This is a genomic window from Sporosarcina sp. YIM B06819, assembly GCF_033485175.1.
Classification (GTDB): Bacteria; Bacillota; Bacilli; order Bacillales_A; family Planococcaceae; genus Sporosarcina.
This window is the reverse complement of sequence record NZ_JAWLIQ010000007.1, coordinates 1-17,818: the sequence shown is the minus strand read 5'-3', so window position 1 is coordinate 17,818 and position 17,818 is coordinate 1. Positions and strand designations below refer to the sequence as shown.

13 protein-coding genes and 1 pseudogene are annotated in these 17,818 nt (G+C 38.6%); 11 read left to right on the top strand and 3 right to left on the bottom strand.

All coding sequences use genetic code 11. The features are described 5' to 3' along the window. The first annotated feature begins 189 nt into the window (after window positions 1–189). The 5 genes from R2B72_RS05250 (at window position 190) to R2B72_RS05230 (ending at window position 6,394) form a co-directional block, all read left to right on the top strand. Window positions 190–1,710, top strand: coding sequence for a DEAD/DEAH box helicase (locus R2B72_RS05250; RefSeq protein ID WP_318615284.1), 1,521 nt, complete (start codon window positions 190–192; stop codon window positions 1,708–1,710). A gap of 269 nt (window positions 1,711–1,979) precedes the next feature. Further along, window positions 1,980–2,762 (top strand): YqhG family protein, encoded by a 783-nt coding sequence (locus R2B72_RS05245; RefSeq protein ID WP_318615282.1) that lies wholly within the window; start codon window positions 1,980–1,982, stop codon window positions 2,760–2,762. A gap of 184 nt (window positions 2,763–2,946) precedes the next feature. Continuing rightward, window positions 2,947–3,630 (top strand): VCBS repeat-containing protein, encoded by a 684-nt coding sequence (locus tag R2B72_RS05240; protein ID WP_318615543.1) that lies wholly within the window; start codon window positions 2,947–2,949, stop codon window positions 3,628–3,630. 425 nt (window positions 3,631–4,055) lie between these two features. Further along, window positions 4,056–4,700 (top strand): plasmid pRiA4b ORF-3 family protein, encoded by a 645-nt coding sequence (locus R2B72_RS05235; RefSeq protein WP_318615281.1) that lies wholly within the window; start codon window positions 4,056–4,058, stop codon window positions 4,698–4,700. 230 nt (window positions 4,701–4,930) lie between these two features. Continuing rightward, on the top strand, window positions 4,931–6,394 hold the full coding sequence (locus tag R2B72_RS05230; protein WP_318615280.1) for a protein adenylyltransferase SelO: 1,464 nt from the start codon (window positions 4,931–4,933) through the stop codon (window positions 6,392–6,394). 281 nt (window positions 6,395–6,675) lie between these two features. Here R2B72_RS05230 and R2B72_RS05225 read toward each other — a convergent pair whose 3' ends face one another. Beyond that, complete coding sequence (locus R2B72_RS05225; protein WP_318615279.1) at window positions 6,676–7,725, bottom strand: sialidase family protein; 1,050 nt, start codon at window positions 7,723–7,725, stop codon at window positions 6,676–6,678. Between the two features lie 801 nt (window positions 7,726–8,526). Between R2B72_RS05225 and R2B72_RS05220 the strand changes: the two genes are divergently transcribed. Next, entirely contained in the window at window positions 8,527–9,165 is a 639-nt protein-coding gene (locus R2B72_RS05220) for a 2OG-Fe(II) oxygenase (RefSeq protein WP_318615277.1), read from the top strand. A 520-nt stretch (window positions 9,166–9,685) separates the two neighbouring features. Here the strand turns inward: R2B72_RS05220 and R2B72_RS05215 are convergent. Beyond that, complete coding sequence (locus R2B72_RS05215; protein ID WP_318615276.1) at window positions 9,686–10,582, bottom strand: phytanoyl-CoA dioxygenase family protein; 897 nt, start codon at window positions 10,580–10,582, stop codon at window positions 9,686–9,688. A gap of 108 nt (window positions 10,583–10,690) precedes the next feature. Continuing rightward, complete coding sequence (locus tag R2B72_RS05210) at window positions 10,691–11,476, bottom strand: AraC family transcriptional regulator (RefSeq protein WP_318615275.1); 786 nt, start codon at window positions 11,474–11,476, stop codon at window positions 10,691–10,693. A gap of 241 nt (window positions 11,477–11,717) precedes the next feature. Here R2B72_RS05210 and R2B72_RS05205 point away from each other — a divergent pair, with 241 nt between their 5' ends. From R2B72_RS05205 to R2B72_RS05185, 5 genes and pseudogenes are all read left to right on the top strand, one after another. Further along, window positions 11,718–14,324 carry a cation-translocating P-type ATPase gene (locus tag R2B72_RS05205; RefSeq protein ID WP_318615274.1) on the top strand — a complete coding sequence of 869 codons (2,607 nt, stop codon included), beginning with the start codon at window positions 11,718–11,720 and terminating at the stop codon, window positions 14,322–14,324. Window positions 14,325–14,498: 174 nt separating this feature from the next. Beyond that, window positions 14,499–15,167 (top strand): VWA domain-containing protein, encoded by a 669-nt coding sequence (locus R2B72_RS05200; RefSeq protein ID WP_318615273.1) that lies wholly within the window; start codon window positions 14,499–14,501, stop codon window positions 15,165–15,167. A 249-nt stretch (window positions 15,168–15,416) separates the two neighbouring features. Then, window positions 15,417–16,325: pseudogene (locus tag R2B72_RS05195) on the top strand (NAD(P)/FAD-dependent oxidoreductase). A 139-nt stretch (window positions 16,326–16,464) separates the two neighbouring features. Further along, complete coding sequence (locus R2B72_RS05190) at window positions 16,465–16,863, top strand: Rrf2 family transcriptional regulator (protein WP_318615272.1); 399 nt, start codon at window positions 16,465–16,467, stop codon at window positions 16,861–16,863. A 126-nt stretch (window positions 16,864–16,989) separates the two neighbouring features. Next, the gene (locus tag R2B72_RS05185; RefSeq protein ID WP_318615271.1) at window positions 16,990–17,685 is read left to right on the top strand and encodes a class I SAM-dependent methyltransferase; all 696 of its coding nucleotides are present in this window, start codon (window positions 16,990–16,992) and stop codon (window positions 17,683–17,685) included. Window positions 17,686–17,818: the final 133 nt, after the last annotated feature.

Here is a 17,818-nt window from a genome sequence, read left to right as displayed (position 1 = left end):
GTGAAACCTCCATCGATTTGATATCAAAGAGTTCGATATAGAAAAAGTATTCCAACTACTAATATGGCATAAGATTCTATTAAATAAAAGTGCTTTATTTAGGTCTGCGTTCAAATTTTATTCATTAAACATAAGAAGTTCATTTTAGGATAACCTTATAAGACAGCAAATGTCGAATGAGGTGATGTTATGATCATTGAAAGGTCGTCCGCATGGAAAGAAGGTTTTATCGAACGCTTGGAAAATCGCGAAGCATGGGATAATTGGACGTTATATAAAATGAGTTATGAGGTCGCTAAAACGACTTTGATAAGCGATTTTACAGGGCTTCAATCACCAAAATATTTGCCGAACTTAACGCCTCTTGCCCATCAATTGGAAGTAGCGGAAACGGTCATTGAAAGAATGAATGGTAAAGCGATTTTGGCGGATGAAGTGGGACTTGGGAAAACGATTGAAGCGGGTTTAATTTTAAAAGAATATCTCATCAGGGGCCTTGTCAAAAAAGCGCTTATTTTGGCTCCAGCTTCACTTGTCAATCAATGGACGGATGAGTTGAATCTAAAATTTCATATTCCAGCTTTTCCTTATAAAAAAAATTATGATTTAAACTATTGTACGATTGTCGTCATGAGTATCGATATGGCCAAAAGGAGCCCACATAAAGAAAATATCTATGCGCAAGAATATGATTTAATCATTATTGATGAGGCTCATAAATTAAAGAACCACAAGACGAAAAGTTATGAGTTTGTGCAAAACTTAAGGAAAAAGTTCTGTTTATTGTTAACGGCGACGCCTATTCAAAATGATGTGTTTGAACTCTTTCATCTCATATCGTTATTAAAACCAGGGCATCTTGGCAATTATGAAACGTTTCAATCGGCGTTTTCTGCGCGAAAACATGCTGTGGAGCATGATGAATTTTTAAAGGAATTGGTGCATCAAGTGATGGTCAGAAATCGAAGGCAAGATACAGGTATTGATTGGACGAATCGTCATGTTCAAATTATACCCATTGATTTTACCGTAGAAGAACAAGAAGTTTATGATATGATCTCGCAATTGGATCATTTTTCGGATGCTTTTTCCAAGATGACATTACAAAGGGAAATGTGCAGTAGTAAGGAGGCTGTCTTGGTCACGTTAACCAAAATGCGTCAAGAATGTAGTCAACCTGAAGCTATTTCTTATATGGAGGAAATTACAGGGAAATTGAGTGCGCTCGCTATTCATTCAAAAGCAGAAAAGGCTTATGAAATTATTACACAGGCAAATGATAAAGTAATTCTTTTTACCGAATATCGGGCGAGTCAAAGCTATTTGCAGGAGTATTTATATTCAAAAGGCATATCGAGTGTGCTGTTTAACGGGAAATATAGCAAAAGTAAACGCGAGTGGATGAAGCAGCTGTTTAAAGAACAAGCGCAGGTACTCATTGCGACGGAGTCCGGTAGTGAAGGGATTAACCTGCAATTTTGCCACCATGTCATTAACTATGATTTACCTTGGAATCCGATGAAGTTAGAGCAACGCATTGGGCGCGTTCACCGATTAGGGCAAGAGCATGACGTGCATATTTACAATTTGGCGATTCAACATACAATCGAAGACCATATATTGGATTTACTGCATGTGAAAATTGGCGTCTTTGAACAAGTAGTGGGTGAATTAGATGATATTTTATCAACTTATAAGGAGTCCATTTAACCTGCTAAAGCAGGTTAAAGCCTCTGGCGGATGTCATAAATTTTGAAGGGAGATAAGCGAAGGCAGTCTAAGTTCGCGATGTCTGGAACGTGCCTTAATTTCCGCAAAGAACGCAGAAATACGGCAAATCGAACCCTTCGCTGTTCGATTCGCAACGACTGCATGACCTACAAGGAAGGATGTAGGTCAATCCTTCCCCCTGTAGCCCTCAAGCGCAATTCAAAATTTGGACGCAATTATGCCGAGGCTTAATTGATAGGAGGGTTTGTATGTATCCACAACAAATTCATCAATATCTACGACAGTTTTTCAACGAAAATAACTGCCAGATATTAAATAATCATTACCATTACATCGATGTACAATTGACGATTGAGATGGATAAAAAAATTATGAACCGTCCATTTTATTGGCACTATTTAGCTAGTACAGGTGACGAGCCGCGACCTGCACAACTGACGTTAATTACGGATAAAAATCAGCTTGGAGAAAATATTAAAGGTGAAGTTGTCCACTTTGGTTCACCACGGCTCAGTCAGCTGTTTCAAGTAACGAAAGAGATGGGCTCATTTGTGCAGATGTATGAGCGGGTGACTAATACATCTGATAGTCAAACGATTTTAACGCCTTGGTTAGGTGTGAATTATAAAGTAACGTATTCCAGTGATCAAACGAAAGAAGTTTTGTATTCATTAGGAATTAATTTACTAACGGGGCGTGTGATAGATAACTTTCAGGAATCGTTAAGTGAAGTAGATTTAGATGTGACGATTTCGAGTAATACCTTTCATGTACCCTATATCATCAAGCCGATTCGTGCCCTCGAACGATTGGATGCTGTGATTGATAACATCATCCAACAAGAGGATCATGCATGGGCGGAAGAAGCGAAGAAGAGATGGCAAAAGGATCGAAGGGTCTTGGAATATTTTTATGAAGGGGTAGACAACAAGCCGGATTGTTATGAAATTGAGAAAGAGGCAATGGATCAGCAGTATGAAGCGAGGATTAGCATTGATATTGTGAATGGTGGAGTATTTTATTTGAAATGAATTATGTTATCCCAAATAACTAAGACCCTCCCTATGTACATTTATACATAAGGAAGGTCTTTTTTTGTTTTGAATATTCATTTGTAAGAAAATCAACTAGCTTTAATCGGCATATCATACAAAGAACGACGATTGCATTTGAACAGGAGGGATTAAATTTTACAGGAATCATACATTGTTAGATGTGAAAATGGGAGATGTTAACGGGGATGGTGTTGTGGACACCGTCTATTTGTATGGTCAAATCGATGGACCGCCAGGCATCTTTGCTGATAACATTACACTGGTGATTCAAGATGGGAGGACGACTAAAAGTACAACCGTTCATCTCAAAAATAACGCGGGTTATAATGCACGGTTGTTCCTTGGTGATTTCAACAAAGATGCTATTACTGATATTATGGTAAGTATAGATACGGGAGGCAGTGGGGGATATGGTATCTTTACGATCTATTCCTTCCGAAATAATCGGTTACAGGAACTGTTTGACGTTGATAAATATAATGAAAAATATGCATTCGAAGTCCATTACGAGGATTTCTATAAAGTGCGTGTGAAAAGCTCCGAGCTTAACGTGGTGTTCATGATAGACATCAGTAACAAAGGCTCCGATTATTTATCACAGTTTTATGACGATAAGGGGAGACTAAAAAATCCAGTACAAGGAGGAGCCCTTGCCTTAGGGGCTTTATATCCAATCATTACAAATAACAAAAGCTATCATTTTGATTTATTGGCCTTGCAGCGTATTATTGGACCGACCAATGTGGACACATTAGGTTATATTGAAAATCTATTGACGTGGAAAGATATTGAATTTATTTCAAATCGGCTGACTGTGTCTGTACTTGGAGAAAATCTTAGGTGATAAAAAATAACGTGGGATAAAGATTAATTTTGGCTGCCTAATAATGTTGAAAGTAGTTCAGAACTTCCGGGAAGTAACAGAAATAGAGCGCCAAATACAAATAATATGCCGAGAATTAATGACAGAATAACAATTTTTACCTCGTTACATACTGACTTTCGAGTTATTCCAAACACAAATAATGCGACACCAATGAGAAATAATAAAATATACCAAAAACCCATGGAAATCCTCCTTCTGCTTCAATATTATTTGTTCTAGTTTAGTTTATTTTACAGCAACCTGTGTTATTCCCATAAGACCTTTCGCATGTTCATTGAATGTATGAAAGGTCTTTTCTTCGATGTATTAGATAGAATGCGTTAAAATATACAATAGGAAGAAAGTTGAAGAAATAAGGTTAAAAGAAAAGACGAAGGTGACACATGAAAGCATATATTTTGAAACTGTCCTTTGAAGACATTACACCACTTATTTGGCGACGCATTGTTTTACCAGCAGGTGCGACATTTAACCGCTTACATGAAACAATCCAAAACGTCACAAACTTTCAAAGCAGGCTATCTCCATACCATTCATTTGGCTTGGAAATTGATGATTATTTTATTACCGATAATGAATCGATTTTAGACGAATACAAAGGGAAGAGTTATGCGGGTAAAACGGTCAAGCAACCAGATCGTATTAAAATTGATGCGTATCTTGAAAAGCATAACTATTTTTCATATAACTATGATTTTGGAGACGACTGGAGGATTCAGGTGGTACTTGAAGAAATCGTTGAGGATTATTATTTTGGCTATCCCACATTGCTTGGTGGAGAGGGGACGGCACCGCCAGAGGATGTTGGCGGTCCTCCTGGATACGAGGAATTTCTAAAAGTGTATCGAGATCCGGCACATCCAGAGCATTTATTTATCAATGCATGGGCGGAGCAACAGTACTATTTGCCTCTAGACATTGCCAAGGTGAATAAGCGTTTAAAATATGTGAAATACAAAAAGACAGAATGGCAATACATCCATCACGAAAATTATTATGTGCTTTCTGATAAATATCGTAGTGAATAATAGATAGATATAGGTGATTACTCTAATATTGATCTAATTATCCATAGAAGTGTTGTAGTGTTAACTATATAGAAAGGATCGATGCAGCTCAAGTTGCGGTCGATCCTTTTTTGACGTCAAAGTAAGCTTTCTAAAAAGTAGCAAGGTATAATAAACAAACAGAAGATGACACTAGGACAACTCACACTCAGATAGATGTGTCTAAAAAAGGTAAGAAGATAGGAGATTGTATGACAAAACAACAACAATCAGGATGGCATTTAGATAACAGCTATGCTCGTCTACCGAACACTTTTTTCTCCACTATTAACATGAACCCAGTGCAGGCACCAAAATTGATCATATTCAATGATTCTTTGGCGGCATCCCTAGGGTTAGATGCGCAGGCGCTGCAAAGCGAAGAAGGTATCGCAGTACTTGCGGGGAATGGAGTTCCAGAAGGTGCTATGCCACTCGCACAAGCCTATGCGGGCCATCAATTTGGTCATTTTACAATGCTAGGCGATGGGCGAGCTATGCTTATTGGTGAACAACTCACGCCTTCTGGTGAACGGTTTGATATCCAGCTCAAAGGTTCGGGGCGAACACCGTATTCGCGCAGTGGCGATGGCCGTGCGGCACTGGGTCCAATGCTGCGCGAATATATCATCAGTGAAGCCATGCATGCACTTGGTATTCCTACGACACGCAGTTTAGCGGTGGTGACGACAGGTGAATCCATCATCCGTGAAACTAACCTTCCAGGTGCGATTTTGACCCGTGTCGCTAGTAGTCATTTACGATTTGGGACATTTCAATATGCGGCGAAGTGGGGCACAGATGAAGAGCTCCGCGAGCTGGCTGACTACGCAATTCAACGCCATTTTCCAGATGTTAAAACGGATGACAATCGCTATCTGGCATTGTTACAGGCCGTCATCCAGCGTCAGGCAGCCCTCGTTGCGCAGTGGCAATTGGTTGGTTTTATCCATGGGGTAATGAATACCGATAACATGACCATTAGCGGAGAGACCATCGATTACGGACCGTGTGCATTTATGGATACGTATGATCCGGCAACGGTTTTCAGCTCCATTGACGTTCAAAGTCGCTACGCCTATTGCAATCAACCGAATATTGTCGGCTGGAATCTAGCACGCTTTGCCGAAAGTCTGATATCGCAATTGCATATCGATTATGGGGAAGGTGCCAAACTGGCGCAAGATGCCCTTTCAGAGTTTCCCGAGCACTATTTCGCCAATTGGATTGCTGGCATGCGCGCAAAATTGGGGATATTTAATGAAGAACAACAGGATGCAGCACTCATTGACCGCCTTCTTCGCATGATGGAGCAGCATCGTGCGGACTACACCAATACATTCCGTGCATTGACTTTCGATACGTTGGAAGAGAGTGACTTATTTAGTACGGCGGAATTTGCCGAGTGGCACGCGCTATGGCAAGCAAGGCTTGACAGGCAGCAGGAATCGAAGGAACTAATTTCTCAGCTAATGCGTAGTAGCAATCCGGCAGTCATTCCCCGTAACCATCGGGTCGAAGTCGCACTTGAAGCTGCGGTGGAGCATGGAGATTACAGTGTGATGGAGCAGTTACTCGATATACTGTCCAATCCGTACGCGAACTCCAAAGAACAGGCGGAATTTGCGACTGTGCCTGAATCAGACGGTCCATATCACACGTATTGCGGGACTTAACTTCGGGAGGGTATTCATATGTACAATCAAAATAAACCTCAGGCTTTGGTGGTATATATTGATAAAAAGTTTATTTCCAAATTTTCATCAAGGTACACACCTGCAAGTAATTTTTAGACTTGAAAAACGTATATAAATGATAAAGGCGCTGGATCAAAAGCGCCTTTTTGTTTGGTTACATATTTTTTTGTATAAATGAAGTCTTTAACCAGATTACATCAATATGATTAAAGTATTCATTTAATCATAATCCGACAACTAGCCTAACGTAGGGCGAAACATTAATTCACTGGTAGTGAATTATTATCAATCAAAAAGTTTTCTTCACGGAGGCTATAGCCCCTAATTTGTCCATTGGGAGCATCATCAACTATATAATTGACAATATAAATTTCGCCGTCTTCAAATTGTACCCAGCCGGAATAACCAAGATCAGCAACTAGACTTCTGTCAAAATCAATAGGAAGTATTCTCGTCCATTGCTCTTTTCTTTCCGTAGCCTTGACAGACTCTATATCTGTTAGAGCCGCAAAGAAGTTTTGTGTCCAAGTGCCAAGCCAACCTTTTCCTCCCTGCATAAATCGGTAAGTAATCAGGATTCTCCCACTACTCAAATGCCCAGCAACTGGCCGATGGCATCCTGGTAATGGTACATTGTAAGCATCAGACCAACTTTCTCCATTGTCATAAGATATAGTTTTATAACAATCCCACCCTTGACTAGAGTTCTCCCTTAAAAAGGCTACCAGGATTTCATCCGGTAAAGAAAGAATAGAAACTTCACATAAATTCAAGCCATTCTGACTTGCTACAGTGACTGGTCCTTGCCATTCCCCTCCCTGATTATCTGAGTACCATAACTTTTGTTCTAAAAAACCTTCATTATTTCTATCATGTGCTGAAAGTATCCATCTTCCATTATTGAGTTCACATAATTTATCGGGAACAATCCCAGTAACTGGTGTAGATATAGGTCCATCCCATGCTGTTTCCTGGGAATTCCCTATCCAATAATAAACTTTTCCTCCTAATTCATTACCAGCAAATATTTTGTCGGCTACAATGATTAACCGATCATCTTTCATGCGTGAGATTCTCGGGCAATTCCAATAAGGTATCCCATTAGTTCCTTGTGTGAGATGTTGTTTTTCGCTCCAAGTTCGTCCTCTATCATCACTTTTACATAAGACTAGACGTGTGAAAGAACGATCATTATGATGAGTACACTCTGCAAAAACACAAATTAATTGTCCATCTTTAGTTAAAACTACATCCGGCCACGCTTCATAAATCTGATCATCCCTGCTAATGGTGAATTTTTCAATATTCATCGTTTACCTCCAGTAAGATTGAACATATTTAATTTGAAAACTAGACTAGATGAACTAATCAAGGAATAACGAATGCCTGATACTACTTGTTAGACTTATCTGCCAATACCTAGATAAGTCTATTACTTCACTAAAACTTATAACAAGAAAAACAATAAGGACTAATTTTTCGCTTCTTTAGTTTTATAAAAAATATAGTTGCTACTTTTGCTAAGGCGGAGCTTAATCATCTTAATTAGGTTATTAAATCAAGCAGACAATTTTTAACCAAAGCGTTTACAAGAACGACTATTGTAGTGTAAACTAACTCTTGTGAAATATCTATATATTCTACTTAATTTTAAGCGTTTTTAAAACAATAAATTACTTGTGCTATAAGAATGAAGTATTTACATTGAATTCTGTTGAAAAGGGGATCAAAAATATTATTTTTTTGGTTGCAAAGGGAGAATAGCACAGCCGAATGCCGATGGAGGTAGTTTACTGGAGTGGAAAAAGCCAGCCATCTTCTATAATTTTAAAGACAATTGGCAAATCAATCGACCATATGGACAAGCTTGACGCACATAGGAGATGCGTTTTTGATGTGGTATTTTGGAAGCGTTTCGCCTGTTATTAGCATAACTATTTCCAAACTTGCGGCATATTAAACTTGCGTGATAAAATAGTGTTGGGAAAGAAAGGATAAAGCAGCCCTAATAATCGAGTAGTCGAAGTAATAGAAAACCATTAACACGAATATTCACTACACAAAACACGTACTCGTATTAAAAATTAATTAGTTTAAGGGGTTGCTTGAAGTTGACGACGGAGAATAAAGAGCAAACTATATTTGATCACGCTGGAAATACCATAAAAACAGATAGAGAGATTGAAATTATCACAAGACTAGAAGAGCCATTGGTAGTGATTTTAGGAAATGTGTTAAGTGATGAAGAATGCGATGAACTAATTAGATTGGCGAAGGACAACATGCAACGTTCAAAAATTGGGGCGACACGCGAAGTAAATGAATTGAGAACAAGCAGTAGCATGTTTTTGCAAGAAAATGAAAACGAAATTGTTGCTAGAGTTGAAAAAAGAATATCTGCTATTATGAATATACCGCTTGAACACGGAGAAGGTATTCAAATCCTGAAGTATACGCCTGGCCAAGAGTATAAAGCACATTATGATTTTTTTTCATCAACCAGTAAGGCAGCAAACAATAATAGAATTAGTACGCTCGTTATGTACTTAAATGATGTAGAGCAAGGCGGAGAAACTTTTTTCCCGAAACTTAATTTTTCAGTATCGCCACAAAAAGGTACGGCCGTTTATTTTGAGTACTTCTATACCGATAACAATTTAAACGAGCTAACTTTACATGGTGGAGCACCAGTTATAACGGGAGAAAAGTGGGTCGCAACGCAATGGATGAGAAAACAAAGAGTAAGATGAAACTGAATTAACTTAATAACATGACATGAAAAGTGCTCAAAATGAGTGCTTTTTATTTTTGGGAATTTATCATACTTAATATGTATCATAAGTGTATGGAGGATGTATTGAAAGTAAGGGAGCAGGAAATCCGGTAAGATCGAAAAACTGACTCAGCACACCAAACACCCCATGCGGAAAATAGGAATTCTAACCACTACCTCTTCACTTATTCCATTACGACAATAAAACCATAGGCTTTTAAAATGAATTAAAGTGAGCGTATACACCAATTCCTCCTAAAGGAAAAGAGATTTCTTTTGAGGTCCTTCCTTTACATAAAAATGTAGACATTCTCGTATATTCCCTTTTTTTATCTATTTTATGTAGAAGAGGATCATGGTATTGCATTTGTTTGATGAATTTATTTGTAAAAGTGTTTAGCTCCAGGCGCCTGCTCGACTTATCCCTGTTGGGTCTAGCAGGCGCCTTGCATTTTTTCAAATCTTAAGTTCTTTTCATCCGGGAAAAGCTCTTTGTTTTAAATGCCCCATTCTTTTCTTGCTTCGGAAATGGTTTTTACTTTTCCTTTACCCCAAGCATAGTGACCTTTAGCATCTTTTCCAAACCATCGTTCATCAATAGGCTCACTTTTTAATTGGTAGCGGGTGTCCATACTCAATCGATATTGATTTGTTGTATTATTTAATGATCCATGTAAGAAAAACATCCCAAATATGATAGCATCCCCTGCATTAAAAGAAGTTGTTGCCCATTTTCCGCCAAACTTATCAACGATTTCATAAGGATCATCCGATAACCATCCGCCTTCTACATTATCGCGGTCGACATCCATTTCCCCATACGTACTTTTTACTTTTTCAAAATTCTGCGACCCTAGGCACACAACGAGGGGTCCCATGTCTAGCGAAACATCGCCTAAGGGTGTCCAACAAGTATATAAATTCCTTGTTCCTCGTCCCATATAGACGTTGTCATAGTGGGCTCCTGTATTTCCGCCAGTAGGCACAGCTCGAGGCCATTTAAAATCATAGGTAAGAGATTCGCCGCCAAGTAAATGGTCAAAGAAATTCATGACTCTTTCACTTTCACTTAATGCCACTACATCTGGAATTTCATTTTTCAACTTATCAGCGACCCCCATAAAAGCGGCTCCTTTTCCTTCAGATACAATCATTCCTGCTTCCAGCGGGGCATTAGGATCTAGCCTTCCCATCTGCTGTAGTTTTTCGAGAATGTTTTGACGAGCCTCTAGCACTTTTTCGCGATCATGAAAATTACGAATGAGCAAGTATCCCTCTTCGTTTAATCGCATTCTTAATGCTTCCCAATCACCAAGAATGTCATTTGAGCTACGTAATTCCGTTAAATAATCACTGTTCATCTCTAATTCATGGTTTCCCATTTTGACTTTCATACAATCAATCCTTCCTTTTATCATATCTTCATTATGAATTGTAAAAGAAAAGATTGAATTAGTATTTAGTCACAGTGGTTAAAAGTTTGTTCAAAACCGTCAAAGATCTTAGGATAAACCGATTTGTTGCTGCTTTCTCCATTCAGAAGGGTTTAAACCTTCATATTTTTTGAACCAAGAAGAGAACGAGTGTACAGAAGAAAAGCCGACAATTTCCCCGATTTGTTGGAAGGACTTTTCCGAAGAACGTAGAAGCCATTTAGCCTCGGCCATTCGATATTGCTGTTGAAATCTTTTTGGTGAGATTCCATATTGTTCTTTAAAATACCTTCTGAAAGTAGAGTCTGACAGTCCAGTTTGTTCTGCAAGGTGGTTCATCACAATGTCTTGTTCGAGATGGTTCCTTATAAAGTCCGCAGCCTGTGAAACGGAAAATACTTTGTTCCCAATATGAGCATTCTGTAATAGGTTTAATAATAAAATTTCTAACCAATTCTTGATAAGAAGATTTTTTTCTTTTAAAAAAGGTTGAGAAAGGGTCCGTAACCAATTTTTAAATAGCGATAAATACTGCTGGAGTTCATAAGGTGAAAGGGAAATAATTTTGGTCTGACGCGTAGTGATTAATTGTTCGAAGAATGGCGTTGTTCCTTCGGGTAAATCATCAATCATTAAAACTCCGAAACGAATAGGGGTGATTGCTTGAAAACAATGGCTGACATTTTTTCGTACGAGGATAACGTTTCCTTCTTGTATCTCAATCAATCGATTCTCCGCGCAAAACAACCCTTTACCTTCAAGTACCACTGAAATCTCTATAGCACTGTGTTGATGTTCGATATGCCAACCAGGTTCGTGATTGACAAAGGCACTACTTGTTTTAATGTTTACCATTCGTACACCTCATATTTTCATCGATACATTAAAAAATTCAAGTTCTATTTTGAATACTATCATACTGAGATTGAATCAGGAATAGTATTGGTAAGGTGTTATGAAAGGGGAGTAGATAAAGAGAAAAATTGAAATGCTCACTATTCAAGGGCATTCGCTACCAGCATAAGTAAGGACAAGCCAAAAGGGGTCTAGTCGATGGTATGGTAGTCTACAAAATACATACTGGAAGGGGAATCGAATGTCAGAATTTCATCGAAAATCATCAGTTGAAGTTATGAAGGCTTTTGGTGTGACAAATCAAGGATTGAGTGATTATGACGTCCAAAAGAGACAAGAAGTATACGGTACCAATGAATTGGAGGAAGGAAAAAGGACAAGTACATTCGCCGTTTTCTTTGGACAGTTTAAAGATTTATTAGTCATTATTTTACTGATTGCTGCTTTCATTTCATTTCTATTAGGTGAAGTAGAAAGCACGATTGTCATTCTGATTGTTGTTATGTTAAACGCAATCTTGGGTACTGTACAGCATGTGAAGGCAGAACAGTCTTTGGATAGTTTGAAAGAGTTGACCACGTCAGTTGCCAAAGTGATGCGAAATAATCAGCTAGTAGAGATTCCTTCCGAAGATATCGTTGTAGGGGATCTGCTCTATTTGGATGCTGGTGATTATATTAGCGCCGATGGCAGATTAGTAGAAAGCCATAATCTACATGTAAATGAAAGTTCGCTGACGGGTGAATCATTGGCAGTGGAGAAAAGTATCACTTCGATTGAAAAAGATCAGGTAACCGTTGCAGATAAAAGGAATATGGTGTTCACTGGTAGCTTTGTCACCAATGGACGTGGCATTGTTGTAGTGACAGCGATTGGTATGGAAACAGAAATCGGGAAAATCGCCAATTTATTAGATACTGCAAAAGAGAAGAGAACCCCTCTCCAAGTTAGTCTCGATCATTTTGGTGAAAAATTAGCATTAGGAATTACATTGATATGTTTAGCCATTTTCACAATTGATCTGTTCAGGGGACGTGAATTAGTCGAATCATTTATGTTCGCGGTTTCGCTTGCAGTTGCAGCGATTCCAGAAGCATTAAGTTCAATTGTTACCATTGTGCTAGCTTTTGGGACACAAAAAATGGCGAAGGAAAATGCCATTATCCGAAAGCTCTATGCCGTCGAAAGTCTGGGTAGTGTATCTGTGATTTGTTCAGACAAAACGGGCACATTAACCGAAAATAAAATGACTGTGCAACAAGTCTATGTGGATCAGAAAATTATCTCACACGATCAAATTCAGACGGGAAATAGTATAGAGAAAAAATTGATCCTACAAGGACTCTTATGTAATGATGCTGTGGAAAGGGATCAGAAAGAAATCGGTGACCCTACCGAAATTGCACTTGTGAAGTTAGGAAAACAGTACAATTTTGACGAATTAGTCGCCAGAAATCATTATCCAAGACTGACGGAAATTCCATTTGATTCTGATCGAAAGCTCATGACGACAGTGAATCGAATCAGTCAACAAACAGTCATGATTACCAAGGGAGCAGTAGATGTTCTTCTACCAAAAGTTGTGAAAATCGAGACTTCTACAGGTGTACATGCTATTACTGCAGAACAGCGCAAAAAAATCGAAGAAGTGAATCGTGCTTTTTCGATGAATGGATTAAGAGTATTGGCGATTGCGTACAAAAGGATACAGGCACATCAGCCTATGGATGCCTGGGCAGAAAGTGATTTCACCTTTGTCGGATTAATAGCGATGATGGATCCTCCAAGAAAAGAGTCAAAAGCAGCGGTTGAAAGCTGTATTAAAGCGGGTATTAAACCCGTTATGATTACTGGTGACCATAAAATAACAGCAACTGCGATTGCCAAACAAATTGGACTAGTCAATGATCCATCAGAAGTGATTGAAGGATATGAAATTGAAGGATTAACCGATCAACAACTCCAAGAAAAAGTTCAAGATGTCTCTGTCTATGCTCGCGTAACACCCGAGCATAAAATTCGAATCGTCAAAGCATGGCAGGAAAAAGGGCATGTCGTTGCGATGACGGGGGACGGTGTTAATGATGGCCCTGCCTTAAAACAAGCCGATATCGGTGTGGCGATGGGGATAACGGGTACCGAGGTAGCGAAAGACGCATCCTCCATGATCTTAACGGATGATAATTTTTCAACGATTGTCAAAGCGATTTCGAATGGCAGAAGCATGTATACGAATATTAAAAACGCGATTCTATTCTTATTATCAGGCAATGCAGGTGCGATTTTTGTTGTGCTATATGCAACCGTATTTGGTTTATCAGTTCCTTTTGCACCCGTGCATCTATTGTTTATAAACTTACTGACCGACAGTCTGCCAGCCATCGCCATCGGTTTAGAGCCGCATAATAAAAAGACCATGAAGGATAAGCCGAGAGATATTCACGCCCCTTTATTAAATAAAAGATTTACTATTCAAGTGCTACTCGAAGGCGTATTAATTGCGATCTCAACGGTTATTGCTTTCCGAATGGGCTTGGCAACAGGAGATACGCTAACAGCGAGCACAATGGCATTTGCAACATTATGTTTGTCGAGGTTAATACATGGCTTCAACTCCAGATCGAAAGAATCAATCTTCACAATTGGTTTGTTTACGAATATGTATACGTGGCTAGCTTTTTTAATCGGATTTTTATGTTTACATGCAGTATTATTTATGCCTTCGCTTACGGGCATGTTTGAAGTTGCGCCTTTAAGTGGCACACAATTAGGCTTCATATATAGTTTGTCCGTTATGCCGTTTTTGGTGAATCAGTGGGTTAAGGTGTTGTTTGTGAGAGGGAAATGATTGCAGTCCATTCACTTAAACAATTAAATGAAATAAAGTTGCTTAACAGTGACAGCAAACTCCTTGGGAAGGGTGTTTGCTTCTTTTATTATGGTATATTTATAGTGGTAATATTCACTTTTATTTGAATATAAGGTCGGTTGACTAAGAGAAATGAAATAGGGAGGCTATCATATGAGTACAATTTCATTAAAAAAGAACGCAGCGAAGATTGTGCTAGAAAAGAAAAAACTAACTGGAGTTACTGCAAGAGTAGGAATTGTTTTAGATATTTCAGGTTCAATGCGCCAGTTATATCGAAAAGGGATTGTACAAGATGCGGTTGAACGTATATTGGCTGTTGCGAGTCAATTTGATGATGATGGTTCCTTAGATGTGTGGGTATATGATAATGAATTTTCTCGTTTACCAGCTGTTACAGAAAAGGATTTTGAGGATTATGTAGATCTGCAAATTCTAAAAAATGATAGTATTCATAAATTTGGGAGAAATGATGAACCTCAAGTAATGGAAGATGTCATTCTCAAATATACGAAAGAAGAACCGAGCAGTGAGCCTGTTTTTTTAGTATTTATTAATGATGGCGGCTGTAAACCTGGTATTAAAAAATCCATAGTTTCGTCTTCGACACAACCTATCTTTTGGCAATTTATCGGCATAGGAAATTCTAATTTTGATGTTTTGAGAAAGCTAGATACAATGGAAGGACGATTTGTTGATAACGCTAATTTCTTTCACCTTGATTATTTGGAAGACATATCAGATGAGGAATTATATGATCAATTATTAAACGAGTTTCCAGAATGGCTAGAAGAAGCTAAGCAAAAAGGGGTTTTGCGTTAAATAATGGTTCAGGGCTTGTTTTGGTATGTATACTGAACAAGCTTTTTTTATTGGATTTAAAGGGTGATACGACCAACTATCAAATAAGTGAATGGAAGCTGCTTGCTATTTTGTATCTGATTCACTACAATCAATCACAGACATTGAAGGTCTATAATAGGTTTGGATGGAACGGCTAGAGAACATGCTTTTATTTCGATTATAGATATTAGAAGTCTTGATTATACTTTATTGAAAAGAGGTGGTTTGATGTTGTTAGATTGCGTAATTATTGGTGGAGGACCAGCAGGTTTAAATGCTGCACTTGTTGTAGCAAGGGCAGGAAGAAAGGTCATGCTCTTTGAGGAAGATAAACCGAGAAAAGCCGTTGCACAGGAGTCTCATGGATTTATCCCGAGAGATGGAATCACCCCTGCTTAATTTAAAAAGGTCGCGCAAGGGGATTTGATGAAATATCCGAATATAGCTATTCAAAAGCAACGAGTGATTGATATAAAAAAGGTAGACGAAACAATTGGTGTATTTACAAAGGACGGCAACATGTATCGAGCAAAAAAGGTGATTTTATCGACGGGGCTTACAGATGTTATGCCTCAGATTGCGGGCATTCATGATTTCTATGGTACAAGTCTGTTTAGTTGTCCATTTTGTGATGGTTGGGAATTAAAAAACGGTACAGTAGTCGTCATATCAGAAGAGCCCCGTGCATTTCATATAACTAAAATGATGTATAATTGGAGCCGAGATGTGGTTGTTTGTACAAATGGAAAAAGCATTCTTTCTCCCGAGCAGAAAGAGTTATTCACAAAGAAGAATATAACTTTGATAGAAGATGAAATATTGTATTTAGGAGGCGATAGGGGTCATTTGAAAAAGATTCGATTTAAAAATGGGAAAGAAATCGCGAGGGATGGCGGCTTGTTGGCGACTGGTCTACAACAAGCGGCTCCATTCGCGCAAACTTTAGGCTGTACGATGAACAAGATGGGTGGCATCGAAACTGAAATATTCGGACGCACGAATATCGCGGGTGTTTATGCCAGTGGAGATAATTCTAATTTTAATTCACTCTCCCAAGTAATCATTGCGGCAGCTGAAGGAAGTAAAGCGGCAATCGGTGTCATCAGCGATTTGATAAATGAGGAATTTGAAAACTAAAAACGAAACTTTATTTTAGACGAGTTTAAGTAAAGGGCTTGGATAGGCTACTTCAACCTACGAGGAAAATCGTACAACTTGACGGATTATTGATTTCAAGGATATTATAGACCCTATAAGTCTTTAAAGGGGTGTTTCTATGAAATTTTCGAAAGCGACGAATTATGCTCTCCATACTATGCTTATGCTCTTTACTGTTTCACCGGATAAACCGATTAGAGTCCAGCAGTTGGCGGAATCTCAAGATGTTTCTCCGACTTATCTTTCCAAAATTTTAACGAAGCTCGTGAAAGCTGGGATGATCGAATCGATTTCAGGGGCCAATGGGGGTTATCGATTATCGTCTAGAAAGGACGACATAACGTTTTTAGATATTATTCATGCGATTGAAGGTACAGCCTCATTATTTGAATGTGATTTTGTTCATGGTGACGAATGCTCAATTCAAGCAATTATGAAAGAGGCCGAAGAGAAAATGCATGGTTATCTTAAAAAAATGAAATTAGCGGTCCTGGCTCAACAGCATACGAAAGTGTAAGTTGAGCTAGAAAAATGATAGTCATTTTGGATTAATTATAGATATAACAAGTCTTTAATATCTGGCTAGTAAGGGATAATTACTCTTGTCGCGGAATGCATAAAAACGTAATGGAGGCGGTTGACAATGACTGAGGAACTTGCATTTGATTCTAAAAATACTCTTGCATACGAGGCGAGTGCTCGTGTCTCGATACCCACATATGATACGTTATTTACGATGGTTCAATCTTATTTTCGAGCTCAATGGGGCGAAAAAGGGGCTTCATTGCTCGTGATTGGAGCAGGTGGAGGAAATGAATTAGCCGCATGGGGACCGTCGAACCCCAAATGGACTTTTACCGGAGTGGACCCTTCTAAAGAGATGCTTCAGATGGCTGAGCATAAATCCATTCAACTTGGCTTAGAAAGTCGTGTCAGACTTATTCAGGGAACGATTGACGATCTGCCACTTTCAGAGTCGAAGTTCGATGCAGCAAGTTGTATCTTAGTTCTTCACTTCATAGAAGATGTACAGCAGAAGTTGAAACTGCTTCAAACCATTAAGAATAATTTGAAGCCGGGAGCTCCATTCGTGCTCGTTAGTGCCTACGGAGACCCTAGTGAAGCCGAACTTCAAGACAGAATAAATGTATGGAAAACTTTCTTCTTTGATGTCGGATATGAATCGTCTAAATTGGATGAGATGGGTAAAGGTATTATGAAGATTTCTTTCATTCCTGAAAAACAGATTGAGGGACTACTAGCGGAATCAGGTTTTACGAATATTACCCGATTTTATTCAACGGGACTTTTCGCAGGATGGATTTGTCATGCGGAATGATTAACAGCAGTATCAAATAGGGGCCTTACTACATTTTTGAACTGAACCCCAAATGGTAGACACTTTTAAAAAAGTGACCCATTTGGGGTTTTTTCTGTCTAAAAGCCTAGGTATACTAAAAATAACTATCCTG